Origin of the sequence: Microvirga aerilata, from assembly GCF_016743775.1 — a bacterium.
In the GTDB taxonomy this organism is placed as follows: domain Bacteria; phylum Pseudomonadota; class Alphaproteobacteria; order Rhizobiales; family Beijerinckiaceae; genus Microvirga; species Microvirga aerilata.
In genome coordinates, this window is the sequence record NZ_JAEQMY010000051.1 from 14,632 (window position 1) to 32,151 (window position 17,520).

The 17,520-nt window shown below is 59.4% G+C and carries 16 protein-coding genes and 2 pseudogenes; 12 read left to right on the top strand and 6 right to left on the bottom strand.

The window, feature by feature from the left end; translation table 11 throughout:
* Positions 1-494: 494 nt before the first annotated feature.
* The gene (locus tag JKG68_RS22840; protein WP_246515749.1) at positions 495-1,223 is read right to left on the bottom strand and encodes a GntR family transcriptional regulator; all 729 of its coding nucleotides are present in this window, start codon (positions 1,221-1,223) and stop codon (positions 495-497) included.
* 54 nt (positions 1,224-1,277) lie between these two features.
* Between JKG68_RS22840 and JKG68_RS22845 the strand changes: the two genes are divergently transcribed.
* From JKG68_RS22845 to JKG68_RS22860, 4 genes and pseudogenes are all read left to right on the top strand, one after another.
* The gene (locus JKG68_RS22845; protein WP_202063651.1) at positions 1,278-2,312 is read left to right on the top strand and encodes an Ldh family oxidoreductase; all 1,035 of its coding nucleotides are present in this window, start codon (positions 1,278-1,280) and stop codon (positions 2,310-2,312) included.
* The gene (locus JKG68_RS22850) at positions 2,309-3,535 is read left to right on the top strand and encodes an iron-containing alcohol dehydrogenase (protein ID WP_202063652.1); all 1,227 of its coding nucleotides are present in this window, start codon (positions 2,309-2,311) and stop codon (positions 3,533-3,535) included. Before JKG68_RS22845 ends, JKG68_RS22850 begins: the two co-directional genes overlap by 4 nt.
* Positions 3,536-3,561: 26 nt before the next feature.
* Positions 3,562-5,040 (top strand): NAD-dependent succinate-semialdehyde dehydrogenase, encoded by a 1,479-nt coding sequence (locus JKG68_RS22855; RefSeq protein ID WP_202063653.1) that lies wholly within the window; start codon positions 3,562-3,564, stop codon positions 5,038-5,040.
* 337 nt (positions 5,041-5,377) lie between these two features.
* Positions 5,378-5,905 (top strand): annotated as a pseudogene (locus tag JKG68_RS22860) (IS6 family transposase).
* 80 nt (positions 5,906-5,985) lie between these two features.
* Here the strand turns inward: JKG68_RS22860 and JKG68_RS22865 are convergent.
* From JKG68_RS22865 to JKG68_RS22885, 5 genes are all read right to left on the bottom strand, one after another.
* Entirely contained in the window at positions 5,986-7,374 is a 1,389-nt protein-coding gene (locus JKG68_RS22865; protein ID WP_202063654.1) for an NAD(P)H-dependent oxidoreductase, read from the bottom strand.
* Positions 7,375-7,453: 79 nt separating this feature from the next.
* Positions 7,454-8,719 carry a 3-oxo-tetronate kinase gene (otnK, locus tag JKG68_RS22870; protein WP_202063655.1) on the bottom strand — a complete coding sequence of 422 codons (1,266 nt, stop codon included), beginning with the start codon at positions 8,717-8,719 and terminating at the stop codon, positions 7,454-7,456.
* Positions 8,716-9,525, bottom strand: a complete 810-nt coding sequence (locus JKG68_RS22875; protein ID WP_202063656.1) for a hydroxypyruvate isomerase family protein — start codon at positions 9,523-9,525, stop codon at positions 8,716-8,718. The genes otnK and JKG68_RS22875 overlap by 4 nt, the downstream gene beginning before the upstream one ends.
* Positions 9,526-9,529: 4 nt before the next feature.
* Positions 9,530-10,249, bottom strand: coding sequence for a 3-oxo-tetronate 4-phosphate decarboxylase (gene otnC / locus JKG68_RS22880; RefSeq protein ID WP_202063657.1), 720 nt, complete (start codon positions 10,247-10,249; stop codon positions 9,530-9,532).
* Between the two features lie 54 nt (positions 10,250-10,303).
* Entirely contained in the window at positions 10,304-10,993 is a 690-nt protein-coding gene (locus JKG68_RS22885; RefSeq protein ID WP_202063658.1) for a GntR family transcriptional regulator, read from the bottom strand.
* Positions 10,994-11,210: 217 nt separating this feature from the next.
* On the opposite strand from JKG68_RS22885, the gene JKG68_RS22890 reads away from it, so the two are divergent.
* The 8 genes and pseudogenes from JKG68_RS22890 (at position 11,211) to JKG68_RS22925 (ending at position 17,229) form a co-directional block, all read left to right on the top strand.
* Complete coding sequence (locus tag JKG68_RS22890; protein WP_202063667.1) at positions 11,211-12,230, top strand: 4-hydroxythreonine-4-phosphate dehydrogenase PdxA; 1,020 nt, start codon at positions 11,211-11,213, stop codon at positions 12,228-12,230.
* A 57-nt stretch (positions 12,231-12,287) separates the two neighbouring features.
* Positions 12,288-13,280 carry a Bug family tripartite tricarboxylate transporter substrate binding protein gene (locus tag JKG68_RS22895; protein WP_202063659.1) on the top strand — a complete coding sequence of 331 codons (993 nt, stop codon included), beginning with the start codon at positions 12,288-12,290 and terminating at the stop codon, positions 13,278-13,280.
* An 80-nt stretch (positions 13,281-13,360) separates the two neighbouring features.
* A complete protein-coding gene (locus JKG68_RS22900) occupies positions 13,361-13,840 on the top strand; it encodes a tripartite tricarboxylate transporter TctB family protein (protein ID WP_202063660.1) in 480 nt (159 codons plus the stop codon).
* 25 nt (positions 13,841-13,865) lie between these two features.
* The gene (locus JKG68_RS22905) at positions 13,866-15,380 is read left to right on the top strand and encodes a tripartite tricarboxylate transporter permease (protein WP_202063661.1); all 1,515 of its coding nucleotides are present in this window, start codon (positions 13,866-13,868) and stop codon (positions 15,378-15,380) included.
* Between the two features lie 60 nt (positions 15,381-15,440).
* The gene (locus JKG68_RS22910; RefSeq protein WP_202063662.1) at positions 15,441-16,322 is read left to right on the top strand and encodes an NAD(P)-dependent oxidoreductase; all 882 of its coding nucleotides are present in this window, start codon (positions 15,441-15,443) and stop codon (positions 16,320-16,322) included.
* A gap of 73 nt (positions 16,323-16,395) precedes the next feature.
* Positions 16,396-16,602: pseudogene (glnQ, locus tag JKG68_RS22915) on the top strand (glutamine ABC transporter ATP-binding protein GlnQ); the annotation flags it as partial.
* A 40-nt stretch (positions 16,603-16,642) separates the two neighbouring features.
* Positions 16,643-17,092, top strand: coding sequence for a type II 3-dehydroquinate dehydratase (aroQ, locus tag JKG68_RS22920; protein ID WP_202063663.1), 450 nt, complete (start codon positions 16,643-16,645; stop codon positions 17,090-17,092).
* Entirely contained in the window at positions 17,089-17,229 is a 141-nt protein-coding gene (locus tag JKG68_RS22925; protein ID WP_202063664.1) for a hypothetical protein, read from the top strand. The genes aroQ and JKG68_RS22925 overlap by 4 nt, the downstream gene beginning before the upstream one ends.
* Positions 17,230-17,520 lie beyond the last annotated feature (291 nt).

The window sequence follows — 17,520 nt, forward strand, 5'->3', positions numbered from 1 at the left end:
GAAGCCTCGAACATCGCTGTGAAATCCATCGGATGCGCAGGCGCAATACGCATTGTCGCGCTGGCTGCTCGGTCGAATGTGCATACCGAGAGTTCAAGGTAGCACCTTGAGGAATCATCGTTGAGGTAACATCGTGCGATCGCACCCGATCCCTTTTGGATAATCTCGTGAACATGGACGTGGCACCCAGCCCAGGGATGCCACATATACAGAACCTTGCGCTCCTCGGTCCTATGGGCATTCGGTCGTGGTAATGTATAATGAGCTTCATCCGCAATGCGCCCTGGGCTATTGTTCACCCCGCAAGTTCATTGCGGCCGTCATGCGAAGGAGGCCACTTCGCTCTTTGAAGGCAACAACAACTATAGCCGGCAGCGCATCGACTCGTCACTTGGGTATCTCGCCCAAGAACCGGCCGAGTGGAAAGAAGGGTAACCCAGCGTCCACTCAATCGGAGAAGATCACGCCGCACTTGCCTCATCAATTTGCTACGCTCAGTCGCTGAAGCAGCTTGTGAACCGCGCCTTGGAACATTCTATATGGCGGCGCATGGACGTTGCTGCAGCGTCCGGGTCTCGCCGACGGAGGGCATCTATGATCTGATCGTGCTCATTGTTGGCGTCGGCTGTCGCTCGCGAGTGGTAGAAGAGACGGAAAAGGTGCACATGTGTGTGGATGTTGGACAGTACAGAGTGCACGAGCTCATTGCCGCTGCCGAGCGCAATCAGATTGTGAAACTGACTATCACTCTGGGCGAACTGTCCATAGGCGGCCTTAGAGTTGTTCCTCTCGAGTAGCTTCATGCTATTTGCGAGGCTCTCCAAGGCGTTCATTGAGTCCTCGCTCATATGGACAGCAGCCCGAGCCGCTGCGAAGGGCTCCAGCAGCATTCTAAGCTCATAAAGCTGCTCGAATTTTTGCTCGTCCATCTGTTCGGCAGCGCTGTAGCCAATGAGGTGAGTTTTTACGACAAGGCCCTGCGCCTCAAGCCTCGAAAGCGCCTCTCGGACCGGCGTCTGCGACACGCCTAGTTCCCTTGCAAGACTATCGACAGAGATGCGCCCCCCCGGTGCTATCTTGTGAGACATGAGCTGCGAATAGATCGCATTATAAACCTCATCGCCTAGCGGAGTGGGGCGCCGCAACGCGCTCGCGTTCGTTCTGCTGCTTTTTTCGGTGCTGATTGGCACGGTCAGTTTCCTTACGTTCTTGACTTCACGCATATGTAGCAGCATAGTGCGGTCATCGCAATCATATATCCGATAGGATCATATATCGTGCCTGTTGTTCCTGTTTTGGAAGTCAGGGATGTCGCTGGCAAAGCACTGGCACAAGCTGGCATCCCTCCAGCCAATGCGACCATCCAGCTTGAAATATTGCTTGAGGCTGAGCTGCGGGGTATCCCGTCCCACGGCCTGTTAAGGCTAGACCGCATTGTCCAAAGGATCGGCAATGGTGTAGCTGACCCACACACACGAGGTCGCTTTACTTGGCGATCACAGAGCTTTTTGTCAGTCGACGGTCAGATGGGCCTCGGTCCGGTTGTCGCAAAGGCGGCGCTTGACGCGATCCAGGACCGTGCCCGTGAGACCGGTGTAGCGCTGGCGGCCGTGAGCAACTCCAATCATATTGGAATGCTCGGCTGGTATGCCGAGAATGTCGCAGCCTCCGGCCAGATCCTGATTGCTCTCTCAACCAGCGAGGCGCTGGTTCATCCCTGGGGCGGTCGGAAGGCACTCATCGGAACAAATCCAATCGCAATCGGGGTTCCAGCTGGAGATGAACTCTTCGTTATGGATACGGCCACCAGCATCGTTTCGATGGGAGAAATTCACGATCACGCCCATCGAGGTGCACCGATCCCGCGACACTGGGCGCTCGATGCCAACGGCAATCCCACCACTGATGCTGATGAGGCCAAGAGTGGGGCGATCGCACCGTTCGGTGGCGCCAAAGGCTACTCATTGGGTCTTGCCTTCGAGCTGCTCGTCACGGGTCTCTGCGGATCTGCCATAGGCAGGGACGTGAGGGGTACGCTCGATGCTACTGAAGTCTGCAACAAAGGCGACCTTTTCATCGTGATTGACGGCCCGCAGCCTCATCTCTCCGCCTATCTCGATATCATCCGCAATACGGAGCCTGCCGACGGGTTCGAGCGTGTTCTCGTGCCAGGCGATAGAGCCCGCGCCTGTCGCGAGAAGTACCTTGTTGAGGGCTTGCCTATCGTCGACGAGGTCTGGGAGCGGTTGCAGGTACTTGCAAAAACGCCCCTCCTGCCACAGCAACATACAGCCCAGAGAGCGCACCTTTGACCATGTTTGGAACCCTCCGCACTCCACGTAATCTCGTCTTCGGGGCAGGGCAGCGCGCCGCACTCCCAACCTTTGTCAACATGCTCGGGAAGCGGGCGCTCATCGTGACAGATGAGCGCCTTGCCTCCGACCACACCTTTGCCGCCATGGTTGATGGCATCAGGACCTTAGGTGTCCAGGTGCAGATCTTCCCCGGAACGATTGCCGAGCTGCCTGCGTCCTGTATCGCAGAGGGCGTGGCGGCAGGCCGCTCGTTCGGCGCCGATGTTGTTATCGGCATTGGCGGGGGGAGTTGCATTGATGCCGCCAAAGTCATCGCGCTGCTCCTGACGCACGGAGGAAAAGCGGCCGACTACTACGGTGAATTCAAAGTTCCAGGTCCAGTCCTGCCCCTGATCGCGGTGCCCACGACATCAGGCACTGGATCAGAAGTCACACCGGTTGCCGTCATCGCGGATCCGGATCGTGCAGTGAAGGTCGGCATCGCAAGCCCACACCTGCTTCCTCATACGGCTATTTGCGATCCAGAGCTGACTTATAGCTGCCCGCCCTCTCTGACCGCCATTTCCGGAGCCGATGCGCTGACACATGCGCTTGAGGCGTTCACCACAGCGAGGCGTCAGCTTACGCACCAGATTGTTCATGAACATGTGTTTGTAGGAAAGAACATCCTTAGCGATCACTACGCACTGTTCGCCATTTCTCACATCGCCTCGAGCCTAAAGGCAGCCTATGATGATGGCGCTAACATCGTTGCGCGCGAGCGGCTCATGCTCGGTGCAACTGCCGCTGGGCTCGCATTCGGGACCGCCGGGACCGCCGCCGCCCATGCAATCCAGTACCCAGTGGGTGCCCTGACCCATACGCCCCATGGCGCAGGCGTTGCTGTCATGATGCCCTATGTCATGGAGTTCAACCGTTCGTATGCTCGAGCCGACATGGCTGCTGTGGCAGGCGCCCTGGGGCTCGAGACGGAGGGGATGTCGGAGGATGAGAGGGCGGGTGCGGCAATCGACGCCGTTGCTGACCTTTTCGCATCCATTGGCATTCCGCGCACCATCGCAGATCTCGGTGTCAGCCGGGATCAGCTGCCTATCGTCGCTGAACAGGCGATGGGAGCCACACGCCTGATCAAGAACAATCCGCGCCCCCTTGATCTCCAATCCATGACGTCGCTCGTTGCCGCCGCATTCGGCGGCGACCGAGAGCGCCTGCGCGCCTGAACACTCAAATGAGAGGCAATTCCAAGATGTCTGCCCAGACGAAACTTACCCCCGAGCTCGACTTTGATGTTGCGAGCCTGCCTACCGATCTTTACATCAACGGAAAGTGGCGCCCTGGCTCCACGGGAAAACGCATTGATGTGATCGACCCTTCGACGCAGACGGTAATTTCATCAGTTGCCGATGCCAGTATAGAAGATGCGCTCGACGCCGTTGCCGTGGCGTATCAGGCTGGTCCTGCATGGGCTGAGACCGCGCCCCGGAAACGCTCTGAGATCCTGCGCCGCTGCTTTGAGCTCATGATCGAGCGCAAGGACATGCTTGCCGAACTGATTTCGCTCGAAAATGGCAAAGCGCTGAACGATGCCAGAGGCGAGGTTGCCTACGCGGCTGAGTTCTTCCGCTGGTTCTCAGAGGAAGCTGTGCGTTTAAACGGCGAGATGTCCACTGCTCCTAGTGGAGCCAACCGCATTCTGGTCGAATACCAACCGATCGGCGTTGCTGTCCTCGTCACCCCGTGGAACTTCCCTGCGGCAATGGCCACCAGGAAGATAGCGCCAGCGCTTGCGGCCGGCTGCACGGTCGTGCTCAAACCTGCCACTGAAACCCCGCTCACCGCTTATGCGCTTGCGGAGTTGTATGCTGAGGCTGGTGTACCTGACGGAGTGGTCAACGTCATTACGACCTCCCGGTCAGGTGCGACTGTCAGCGCGATGCTACACGATCCACGTGTGCGAAAGCTTTCATTCACTGGCTCGACGGAAGTCGGGCGCAAGCTCCTTCACGAGGCAGCCGATAACGTGCTTTCGTGCTCCATGGAGCTTGGCGGAAACGCTCCTTTCATCGTCTTCGATGATGCTGATCTCGATGCTGCCATCGAAGGCGCCATGATCGCCAAGATGCGCAACGGGGGTGAAGCCTGCACAGCAGCCAACCGCTTCTACGTTCAGGAAGGCATCCTGGAGGATTTTTCAAGGCGCCTCGCCGAGCGTATGGAAGCCATGACAGTGGGCATTGGTTATGACAACGCCACCCATTGCGGTCCCCTCATCAATGCTGACGCCGTTAGCCGCATCAGCGGTCTTGTTGAAGACGCGGTTCGCCGCGGCGCTACAATCCTGACCGGTGGCAAAGCACTGGACCGCGAGGGCTTCTATTATCTGCCGACAGTGTTGACTGGCGTGCCAGCCGAAGCCGCGATCATTCGCGAGGAGATCTTCGGCCCGATCGCGGCAATCTCGTCTTTTGAGACTGAGGAGGAGGTGATCCGTTTGGCGAACGACAGTGAGTATGGGCTTATCTCGTATGTTTACACCGGCAATCTTGCGAAGGGCTTGCGCGTCTCGGGCAAGATGGAAAGCGGCATGGTTGGGCTGAATCGTGGGCTGGCTTCAGATCCGGCAGCTCCCTTCGGCGGCACGAAGCAAAGTGGCCTTGGCCGGGAAGGGGCCCATCACGGAGTCCTTGAATTCTGTGAGATGAAGTACATCGCGGTAAATTGGTAATGGCTGCGGCGATGTCTTGCAGCGGCACGCCAGGTGACCTCAGACCTAGCACCACCCTGCTAAGCATCGCCGCGCCTCACCTACATTCTTGATCGCAGCGACGATCATGAAGGGTTCTTGACTGTATTCCATTTCCTGAGCAAGGCGGAAGCTTGATACCGAAGGCTGTCAGGGGACATCTGAGAGTACTGTCAAGTTGGCAGGATCAGGGTCTGCGGCACGGTCTTGGACATGAGCACGACGCCCAACCCCTACCACGGCTTCCGCTTTCTGGTTGTATAACTGCTTCAGTCTAGGCCTGCGTGGAGTCGAACTGATCCTAGCCACTCGCGGCATCATGGTCAGCTACGAGACCATCCGCGAGTGGAGCCTACGCTTCGGGCAGGCCTTATTTCTGGATGAGGTGTTTGTCCGCGCCCGAGGCAAACTGCACTACCTCTGGCGGGCTATTGATCAACATGGGAATGTGCTCGATGTGCTGGTTCAGAGCCGTCGCAATACGGAAGCGGACAAGCGCTCCTTTCGTAAGCTGCTGAAGAGTTTGTGCTATGTGCCCAGGGTGATCATGACAGATAAGCTCGGATCCTATGGGGCCGCCAAGTGTGAAATCCTCTAGGGTGTCAAGCATCGGCAGAGCCGATATTTGAGCAATCGTTGCGAGGTGTCGCACCAATCCACCCGAAGGTGCGGGCATCATATGAGGCGGTTCAAGTCAGCCCGGCAGGCCCAGCACTTTCTCGCCACCCACACTCCGATCCACAACCACCTCCAACTCCCCGCCAGCGACTCTCCGCCCTTGTGTACCGCGCTGCTCGCGATCGCACCTTTGCCGCTTGGTGTGATGCTAAGGGTGCCGCGCTCGTAGGCTAAACAGGACAAGCCTCGCGGCAATGTTGTTTCATTAGCGTCAAGTTGACAGTACTGCTCCGGATGCGGTACTTAAGGTCAATGGCTGAAGAAGCGTGCGTCCTGTCCCCGGCGTAGCCTCATCAGGGCCGATGTCTCCTGCAGTTCAAGATCGCTCATTCGGATCTCCTGGCCCTTGAAGATCGGACCTGTGAGCCGGCAGTCGGCCGCAAGGTAGAACGGGGCCGGAGCTATTGCCGTGAGAGGTGCGGCAGGCCGGAACTCGGCTGTGACCTCAGAAATCGTGTGATGATGGCCACCCATTGAGAGAACCCTCCCTGCCGGCAGGTCCTCGCTCGCCACGGCAATCAGGTCGTAACGTGGCCGGTAGTCGGAGCCGTAGCCCGATATTTGATGAATCGCTACGTCGAGAATGCTTGTGGCGGCTTCGAGCCCGAGCAGGTGCCGCGGCAGGAACACCATGGCGTTCGCACCCGTTCGGCTAACGATATGCCCCTTCTGAGCCAGCATATCCCAGCTCTTCGCATCATCGCAGCGGATGACCACGAAGACACCGCCCGCAAAGCTGATCTCGTCGGGCTTGCGCAGGCAGTGGAACACATCGAGACGCCGGTCGCCCGTGAGAATGCCGCCATTCGCACGATGTGAGAAGATGGTTGGAACCTCATTGATGCGCGCGAGCGGTGCATGCAGGTCGAAGCGGTCGGGCTGTAGCCCGGTGGCGTTGGCAACGACCATGAGTTCGCACAGATCTGGCACGGCCCTCTGCGGAAAGTCCGCAATGGCATTGCTCCGGGCAGCCAGGATCTCGCCGATATCCCGTTCGCCAAGGTTCCAATGACCTTCCAGATCCACGTTCTCTGCAGAGCGCTCGCTGCTGGTGAGACGACGGGAGGAGCGATCGAAGACGAAATCGTATTCGCTCGACTTGCCCGCGGCAACCAGATGGAAGCCCATGACCTCAGCCCAGGTGGCAAGGCCAATGAGGAGGCTAGGCTGATCCCCGTCAACGGTCGTGACGATGCGGCCACGCTCAGCGGCTAGTGCTTTGAGGCCAGGACCAACGACGCTGTCGAGTTCCTTTGTGACAAGGGCCAGGTGCTTTTCGGCCTCGACTGCGATCAGAGCATGACGGGCTGCCGCCTGGGGTTGCCCAGTTGCTTCGACGACCACATCGAAAGGAAGATCGGATACGCATGCGAGATCATGGGTCGCGATGTAATCACCGCGCTCCCATGCGATCTTTGCATCTCGGGCCGACTCGCAAACTCGGATCTTGCGCGGTTCGATGCCCGCGGCCCTCAACCCCGATGCCGCACTCTCGGCTGTGAGATCGACGGCAATGCGCGCATTCATCAGGGGAACGCGTTGAGCCTGGGCCAGGAAGCTCTGGCCGAAGCCGCCGGTGCCGACGACGCAAGTTTCCACGGGGCGATCCGCCTTCGCGTAGTAATCGTGATAGTTCATCGCGCATCTCTCCCCTTCCGACAGCGCCTGCCGCCGGTCCGTTGTGCCGCTGAATGTGCAGTTATCGTGAGCCGCAGCCCTATCGAAGCATGTTCCAGGCCTTCAGGAAGAAGTCCGGAGTTCCGAAATTGCCTGACTTGAGTGCAAGCGCGAGGTCGTTGCCTGCCAGTGAGCGCGTCCAGGGCACGCCCGGGTCGATCTCCGGCCCAATGGCCAGCGCGTCGACGTCGAGAGCACTCACGACAGCGCCGGACGTTTCGCCACCGGCGACGATGAGGCGGGTGAAGCCAAGCGTCGGAAGCGCTTTCGCAATCTCCGCAAGAGTGTTCTCAACGATCTCGCCAGCATGCATCCGCCCCAACCTGCTTTGGACCGTCTGAACTTCGTTAGGGTTTGCGGTGGAATAGATCAATGCCGGACCGCTCCCAGGCTGCGATTTCAGCCAGTCGAGAGCCATCTGTGCGGTCATGGCTCCCGAGGCGAGGTCCAGCGCATTGAGCTTGAGGGCGGGAAGACCTGCATCGAGGGCTGCTTGAACCTGTCCCCTCGTTGCGCTGGAGCATGATCCAGCCAGGATGATGCGGCGGCCGGCGGGGGCATCGAAGCCTGTGGAGGGTGTGGCCGCTGTCAGGCCTTCGCTCTGCCGGTAGGCTGCAGGCAAGCCCATGGCGACACCGGACCCACCGGTCATGAGAGGAAGGTCGGCGGCCGAAAGGCCGATGGCGCGCAGGTGTGTGTCGTTCAGCGCATCGACGATAACGATCCGGTGACCCGCTGCCTTTTCGCGCGCGAAGGCAGAGCGAATGGCGGCCGGCCCCGCTTCCATATCCTCATAGGATACCAAGCCGACCGGGAGCTTCGTCTGTCGTTGCAGAACCCGCACGAGGTTGGAGTCCCGCATGGGCGTCAGCGGATGATCCTTCATGCTGCTTTCATGCAGAGGTACGCCGTTCACGAAGAGGTGGCCCTTATAGACCGTACGCCCATTGGCCGGAAAGGCCGGGCAGGCGAGGGTGAAGTCGCTTCCCGTAAAGGCAAGGAGCGCGTCGGTAACCGGCCCGATATTGCCCTCATCCGTCGAGTCGAAGGTAGAGCAGTACTTGAAGAACAGATGCTGCGCCCCGCCTTTTTTGAGAGACTCGGCTGCGGCCAAAGACTGAGCAATGGCCTCCTGCGCGGGAACTGTCCTGGACTTCAGGGCCACGACGACGGCATCTGCACGCGATAGGTCGAGATCCGTTCGCGGAACGCCGATCGTCTGGATGGTCTGGAGTCCTCCACGGGCCAGCATGAGAGCAAGGTCCGTTGCTCCCGTTAGATCATCGGCAATGCATCCGAGCTTCATGCCATGGCTCCCCTGCCGTCGGAGGATTGATCACGTGTCCAGGCCGAGAGCCAGCCGAGGCCGTCTTCCGTCCGCCCACGAGGCTTGTATTCGGCTCCGATCCAGCCGCCATATCCCAGGCGATCAAGGGATCTGCAGATGTCGCGATAGTCTATCCCGCCTTCAGCCGGCTCGGCACGGCTCGGGACTGCAGCGATCTGTACATGGCCGATCAGGTCGAGATATTGTTTAAGCCGCCGTGTCAGATCACCTTGCATGATCTGGGTGTGGTAGCAGTCGAACATGATCTTCACGTTCCCGCGACCGACCTGATCGATGATCGATGCGGCCTGCTCGATGGTGTGAAGGAAATATCCCGGCTTGTCCCAATGGTTGATCGGTTCGATCAGGACCGTCATGTCAGCTCGGGCTGCTTTGTCGGCAGCTAGCTTCAGATTCGCGACGAATGTGCACTCGGCCGTAGAGACAGAATCGGCGGTGACCAGCCCGGACAGGCAGTGAACGGCCGTCGCGCCGATGTCGTTCCCGTAGGAGACAGCCTGACCGAGGGCCTGCTGTAACTCGCTCTCGCGTCCCGGCAGGGCTCCGAGCCCGAAATCGCCCGCTGCGGTGTTCCCGACCGGGGTGTTCAATCCGAGCATGCTCACCTGGCTGGTCCTCAGAGCGTGGCGCATCTCGGCGGCGGGCACCTGATAAGGCCAGTGCATCTCGACGGCGCGAAAGCCCGCAGCGGCGGCCGCCGAGATCCGGTCGATGTCGGAATGCTCAGTAAAGAGAAAACCTAAATTGGCCGAGAAACGGGGCATCGATTCATCCGCACTCATGTGAATGGTCATGAGGTGTGGAACAGCATTCCTGAGAGTTGCCAGAGAATTCCTGAGCAACCGCCTCATCAAGATTGAAATGAGTCACCAGGTCCCGGACCTGCGCACGGGTCAGCAGGTGAGGGTTGAGTCCATGGAGGAGAAGGCGCAGCTTCGCGGTCTCTTCCAGTTCCTCAGTGGCATAAACAGCAGCTTCCAGATCCTTGCCAGCAACCACCGGGCCATGATTGGCCAGAAGCACAGCACTGTATTTCCCTGCGAGCCCGCGGATCGCTTCTGCACCGGCGGCATCTCCCGGTCGATAGTAAGGAACGAGAGCCGTGCGGCCGACCCGCATGACATAATAGGCCGTCATGGATGGCAGTGCATTGGCAGGGTCGATATCGGGCAGCATCGAGACGGCGACCGAGTGGGTGGAATGCAGATGAACGATTGCACCTGCATCCCTGCGGGTCGCATAGAGAGCCGCGTGAAGAGGCAGCTCCTTCGTCGGCGCATCGCCCGAGACAAGGCGTTCATCAGCATCGAGCCTGCTCAGGCGGGCTGGGTCGAGAAAGCCGAGCGAAGTGTTAGTTGGTGTCGTCAGCCAGCCTCCGTCGCTCAACCGAACCGAGATGTTGCCGGACGATCCTGCAGTCAGACCGCGGTCGAAGAGAGATCGCCCGAAAAGGCAGATCGTCTCGCGAAGCTGGCTCTCATCGTTCATATTGAGGCCTTTGCAGGTTCAGTGCTGGAAAAGAAAACTGGGTGAGAGCAGAAGTCAGATCGCGTTCCTGACGCGTTCCCAGGTTTTTTCCATATGGGTGGTCAGGATCTTCGAGAGGCGGTCGGCATCGCGCGCTTCCAGGGCGCCGATCATATCTTCATGATCGGCAACCGCGCCGGCCCATTTCTCAGGCCCCTCATTGCCGATGTAGCGAATGCGCTTCAGACGGGCCTGCAGAACATTGTGCACGGAGACCAGCGCCTCGTTTTTGGAAAGGCGGAGAATAGCCGAGTGGATGCTCTGGTTCAGCTTGAAATAGGGCAGGCGGTCACGTTTCTCGTACATGTCCATCATGCGGTCATGCAGCTGCCGGACTTCGCGGATTTCGGCGTCCGTGGCATGCTCGCAGGCCAGCCGCCCCGCAAGGCCCTCGAGATTGCCGAGCACAATCAGGCTGTCATGGACGTCCTTCGCGGAAAACTGTCGGACCACGGCACCTCGTCCGGGTGACAGTTCCAGCAACCCCTCGCTGACGAGAAACTTGAGGGCCTCCCGCAATGGGGTCCGGGAAACGCCGAGCATTTTGCCGAGGTTGCCCTCGTGAAGCCGGGCCCCCGGGGTAAGTTCGCCTTCGATGATCATGTCACGCACTCGGGCCACGATGGCGTCGTGAAGCGTGGGGCGGGCGATGGGGCCGCGCGAATCAAAGTCGTCGATCAGCAGGGCTGTGGCCTCATATGCCATGGCTCTTTCCGTTCTTTGCCGTCTTTTCAGAAATCCTGGCGCGGATTGATCCTCTTATACAACCAATTCCTGCATCGCCGCAAACAAAATACTGTATGCAGCATACTTGTGTACGAAATATAGGGCTGTTAACGTCCTTACGTCATCCCAAGAAGAGGTTGCCGTGAGCGCTCAATCGTCATCGATCCCATCAGCAAAGCCGACCGTCGCATGCGCCATGGGCGATCCGGCAGGCATCAGCCCGGAGCTGGCTGCCAAGCTCATCGAAGCTGACGAATTCCGTTCCGGCGCGAATCTTGTGATCTTCGGTGACCTTCGCATTCTGGAGCAGGGCGCCAAAGTTGCAGGCATTGGGGTCGACGTTGACGTCGTTGCGTCTGAGAATGCGATCCCGGATCGCTCGACTCGTCCGGTCTTCGTCAATCTTGGGAATCTCAGCCCTGATCAGGTCGTTCATGCCACGGCCACGCTCGAAGGCGGCGTGTTCGCGACCGAGAATTTCCGGCGCGCCCTGCTGCTGGCCCAGTCCGGCCGCGCAGATGCGGTGTTCTTCACGCCCTTCAATAAGAAGGCCATGCGCTTGGCCTATGAAGGGTACGACGACGAGATCCGCTTCGTGCGCGATGTTCTCAAGACGTCGGTGGCGGCGAGCGAATTCAATGTTCTGGGAAAGACCTGGAATGCCCGCGTCACCTCACACATTCCGCTGTCGCAGGTAGCCTCAGCCATCTCCGAGAAGGCGATCCTGCGGTCGCTCACGCTGGCGGATCAGTGCATGCGTGCTGCTGGCTTCAACCCGCCACGTATCGCGGTGGCAGGCCTAAATCCGCATGCGGGTGACGGCGGCAATTTCGGTACCGAGGAGATCGACATCATCGAACCGGCCGTCCGTCAGGCGCAGGCGCAGGGCTTCACCGTGGAGGGTCCGTTCCCATCGGACACCGTCTTCCTGCGCGCAAAGAACGGCGATTTCGACGCCGTTCTCACCATGTACCATGATCAGGGGCAGATCGCGATGAAGCTGATGGGCTTTGATCGCGGTGTGACGCTGATCGGCGGCTTCGAATTCCCGATCTGCACCCCGGCTCACGGGACCGCCTATGAGATCGCTGGGCGCGGCATAGCCAATCTCGGCGCCAGCCGTGAGGCGCTCTCGCTTGCCATCCGCATTGGCACCGAGGTGCGCGCCAGCCGCCTAAACGTCGAGCAGCCCAAGTTGTCGGCTGTTAATTCCTAAAACGCCAGTTCCGAAAACCGACGCCATCGGTTGGAAACATCACAGGGAGGAAGAACGATGCTTAAGATTTCATGGTTGATCGCTACTGCTATCGCGGTGACATATGGCAGCATGGCGCAGGCGGACTGGAAGCCGGCAAAACCCGTTGAGTTCATCGTCACGTCAGCCCCTGGCGGCGGCACGGACAACTTCGCCCGCGTCGTGCAGTCTATCATTGCCAAGCATAAACTGATGGAGCAGCCCATCGTCGTGACCAACAAGGGCGGCGGCAGCGGCGCGGAAGGCTTCATCTATACGAAGGTTGCGACAGGCGACAGCCACAAGCTGACGTTCGGCACGAACAATGCCTATCTTCTGCCGTACGTGGCGAAGCTCGCGTACAAGCCCGATGAGTTGATCCCGGTGGCGGCCATGGCTCTCGACGAGTTCCTGCTGTGGGTCAAGGCAGATGCGCCTTACAAGGACGCTAAAAGCTATATTGAGGCAGTCAAGGCAAAGCCCGACACGTTCAAGATGGGTGGCAGTCAGTCCAAGGATACGGATCAGACCCTCACCAGCCTGATCCAGGATGCGACGGGCGCCAAGTTCATCTACGTCCCCTTCCAGGGCGGCGGTGCGGCCGGCGTGCAGCTTGCCGGAGGCCACATCGACTCGAATACCAACAACCCAAATGAGAATGCGGGTCAGTGGAAAGCTGGAGCGATCACCCCGCTCTGCGTGTTCAGCCCGACACGCCTGCAGGGCGGCGTCAAGGTGACGGCCACCATGGGCTGGTCGGACATCCCGACCTGCAAGGAAGCCGGCATCCCGATCGACCAGTTCCAAATGCCTCGCACCGTATGGCTGCCGGGAGGGGTTCCTGCTGACGCAGTCGCGTTCTATGCCGATATCCTCAAGAAGGTGAGCCAGACGCCCGAGTGGAAGGAATACATCGAGCGCACGTCCCAAACCGATCGATTTCTGACCGGTCAGGATCTGAGGACCTTCATCGCCTCCGATGATGCCAAGAACCGCAAGGTCTTCGAACAGGAGGGCTGGATCGCCCGCTAACTGAAACGGCTCCAGGGCTGACGGATTTCCATCCGTCAGCCTCTCTTCCATGCGGCGTTCATCAGACCGGGACGGACACCATGATTTCTCGTTATACGGCTGAGATCGGAACTGCGACACTGACGGCAGGCCTGGGACTTGCTGCCGTGATCGGCGCTCTCGAATTCGGGATCGGCTGGGGTGACGCAGGACCGGAGTCAGGAGCTTTTCCGTTCTATATCGGCCTGCTGGTCGTTGCCGCCAGCATCGGGACTTTGACTCAGGCAACAGTTGGCCGACATGGATTGCAATCGGTCTTCCTTCATAAGGAGGAGGCAAAACGTGTGGCATCGTTCTTCCTGCCGATGCTCGCCTTCGTGGTGGTGGCGCGTCTCCTCGGCCTGTATGTGGCGACGGCGCTCTACCTCGCTCTCGTCATGTGGGTACAGGGCAAATACCGCCTCGTCATATCCGTTACTTCAGGCATCGCTGCGGCTGTCATCTTTTATTTCGTGCTCGAAGTCGCCTTCCAGGTTCCTCTCCTGAAGGGTCCGCTCGAAGCTGCTCTGGGCCTCTACTAGGCTCAAATCCTGACGGAGATAGGTCGTGGAAAATTTCGCATCACTCCTTCATGGCTTTGGCGTTGCGCTGACAACCTACCACGTCATGCTGATGATGATCGGCGTGTTTCTGGGCATTCTCGTCGGCGTTCTGCCGGGTCTCGGGGCTCCCAATGGCGTTTCGCTGCTGCTGCCGCTGACCTTCACCATGGATCCGGTCGCAGCGATCATCCTACTCACCAGCATGTATTGGGGAGCACTTTTTGGCGGATCGACAACCTCGATCCTCTTCAACATTCCAGGCGAGCCGTCATCCGTTGCCACAACGTTCGACGGGTATCCCATGGCCCGGCAAGGGCAGGCGACGCAGGCGTTGACTCTCGCATTCTTGTCGGCGGGCTTCGGCGCTCTGGTGGGCGTGATCCTGATCACTGTGCTGTCATCGTGGGTGGCGAAGTTCGCCCTTCGCTTCAGCTCGCCGGAATATTTCGCGGTCTATTTCCTGGCCTTCGCCAGCTTCATCGGACTTGGCGCCGCATCTCCGTTGAAGACCATCGTCTCCATGGGCCTCGGATTTGCTTTCGCGGCAGTCGGCATGGACACGGTCTCGGGCGGCCTGCGCCTCACCTACGGGTTTAACGAACTTTTGTCCGGCATCAGCTTCCTCATCGCGGTGATCGGCCTGTTCGGCATCGGCGAGCTCATGCTCACGATAGAGGAGGGGCTGCGCTTCGACGGTATCCAGGCGCGGGTCAAGATCCGCGACGTCTTCAAGACCATCGCGACCCTGCCGCGCTACTGGGTGACGCTCCTGCGCAGCGCCGCCGTGGGGTGCTGGATGGGCATCACCCCCGGCGGACCGACCGCGGCCTCCTTCATGAGCTATGGTCTGGCCAAGCGCCTCTCCCGCCGTAAGGAAGGTTTCGGACAGGGTGAGCCGGAGGGCGTAGTTGCTCCGGAGACAGCGGACCACGCTGCCGGAAGCAGCGCCATCCTGCCCATGCTCGCTCTTGGTGTGCCCGGTTCTGCAACGGCGGCCGTGATGATGGGGGGCTTGATGATCTGGGGTCTCAATCCGGGACCGATGCTGTTCGTCGAGCGACCGGACTTCGTTTGGGGTCTGATCGCCAGCATGTATCTCGGCAACATCGTGGCCGTGCTCATGGTGCTTGCCACCATTCCGCTCTTCGCCTCGATCCTGCGCATTCCCTTCGCTATCATCGGCCCCGTGATCGTGGTTGTGTGCTTCATCGGCGCCTATACGGTCGCGGGCCGGCCATTCGACCTCTGGCTGGCTCTGGCCTTCGGTGTGGTGGGATATCTGTTCAAGAAGCTGGATTACCCGATCGCGCCGCTCGTGCTGGCGATGGTGCTTGGCGACAAGGCTGAGGATGCTTTCCGCCAGTCCATGATCATGTCGCGGGGCTCGCTGTCGATCTTCTGGTCCAACGGTCTTGTTGCGACGCTGATGCTGATCGGCCTTGCGCTTGCCCTCGGGCCGCTCCTGAGCACCATGCTGGGTCGGGTTGGAAAGCCCAAAGGCTCATCCGTGGTTGCTTGAGCCTAGCGTAAAAGAAGGCCCGCTCGGATATCTGGTGGGCCACCCTTGAAGGAGTTTTCGATGGCGGCATCCACTTCCGTGAATGTGGCGATCCTTGGCATTGGCCTCATGGGCTCGCGTCAGGCGAAGCGATTGCTGGATGCCGGCTATCCGCTAACCGTTTGGAACCGGTCGCGCGAGAAAGCTGAGGTGCTTGCGGCTTCTGGTGCTCACGTGATGGATACCGCGCCTGAAGCCGTGAGCAGCGCTGACGTTGTGATCCTGATGCTGGAGAATGGCAGGATCGTCACGGACGTGCTCTTCTCGCAAGGCGTGGCGGAATCTCTGAAACCGGGTGCCATCCTGATCGACATGAGCTCCATCAAGCCCGCCGAGGCACAGGAGCATGCGAAGTATCTCAAAGAGCGTGACGTCCATCACATCGATGCGCCTGTCTCTGGGGGAACGCATGGGGCGGAGCAGGGGACCCTGGCTATCATGGCCGGCGGTGAGGCCGAGGTTTTCGGCCGTGTTGAGCCGATCCTGAAGGTCATGGGTAGACCTGTTCATGTGGGGCCGCACGGGGCAGGGCAACTCGCGAAACTTGCCAACCAGATCATCGTCGGCGTGACCATCGGTGCCGTTGCCGAGGCACTTCTGCTGGCCCAGCGGGGAGGCGCCGATCCAGCCAAAGTCCGTGAGGCTCTTCGTGGAGGGTTCGCCGAAAGCCGCATCCTCGAACTTCACGGTCAGCGCATGGTCGAGCGCGACTTCATTACGAAAGGCCGTTCGATCACGCATCTCAAGGATCTTGACAATGCACTGGATGCTGCAGAAGAGATCGCTCTGGATATTCTGCCATATACCGCACTGACGGCAGACCTCTTCCGAAGCCTAATTGAGAATGCAGGCGATCTTGATCACAGCGGATTGCTCGTCGAACTCGAACGCCGCAATGCTTGAACTTTATAGCTCGCATAAGGTTGACCTTTCGAAATTTCAGTGACAGATCCGAATTGTTGGCGGGGCCGTAGAGCTCGACACGACGATCGGGCTTGCCAGGGACGGCATGACCATGATCTGCGTCACCCATGAAATGGGTTTCGCCCGCCAAGTCGCAGATCGTGTGATCTTTATGGCGGACGGCCAGATAGTGGAAGAGGCGGAGCCGAACACCTTCTTTCGCGACCCGCAACATCCGCGGACACGTGCCTTCCTGGGTGAAATCCTGGCGCATCACTAGGTCGCATTCCTCTCAAGCGCTGTACTGCAAAGGAACTCTTATGAGCCGCCTCGTTTACGTATTGAACGGACCTAATCTTAATCTTCTGGGCAAACGCCAGCCGCATATCTATGGCCATGAAACCCTTGCCGATGTCGAAGCCGAGTGCCGGAAAGTCGCCGACGAACTTCGGCTCGACATCCAGTTTCACCAGAGCAACCGCGAGTACGAGATCATCGACTGGGTCCACGAGGCGCGGGAGGTTGCTGGTGGTATCGCCATCAACCCAGCCGCATTCACCCACACATCGGTTGCGATCCTGGACGCACTGAACACCTTCGAGGGCCCAGTCATCGAGATCCATATCTCGAATGTCCACAAACGTGAGGCGTTCAGGCATCACTCCTTCGTCTCTACCCGTGCCGACGGCGTCATTGCCGGGTTCGGAACGCAGGGCTACACCCTCGCGCTGCGCCGGCTGGCGCGGCTTATCGACGAGAAGACCTCATGACGGTCGCGGACAGTCTGTTGCAGCCCGTCAATTTGGCGGTGCTTGGCGCTGGGCCGATTGGCAAGCGGCACATCGAGCATGTGCTGTTCCAGCCTGACGCCAATCTGATGGCCATCGTAGAGGCATCGTCAAATTAACGACATGAGACAGGTCTAACCCTTCCGGAGCGTCAGATCAGGTACTCGCGATGCCAGTTACCTCGGCCCAGACTTGGAAAGCCTGAGCTCGGGACGTGCGATGAGCGGCAGCGGTAATGTTTGCAGGACGGCGAAAGAGGTTTGCAACCTGATCGTGGGCCGAGAGGAAGCGCTGCGGCCGGGCACTGAAAGCTTAACTGTAATACCATTCTGATTTCAGCCATAGTTTTCGTGTTTGTTGAAGGTCTTGGCGCCGAATCGGTCGGCGCGTTACAGGGCCTCCAATGACCC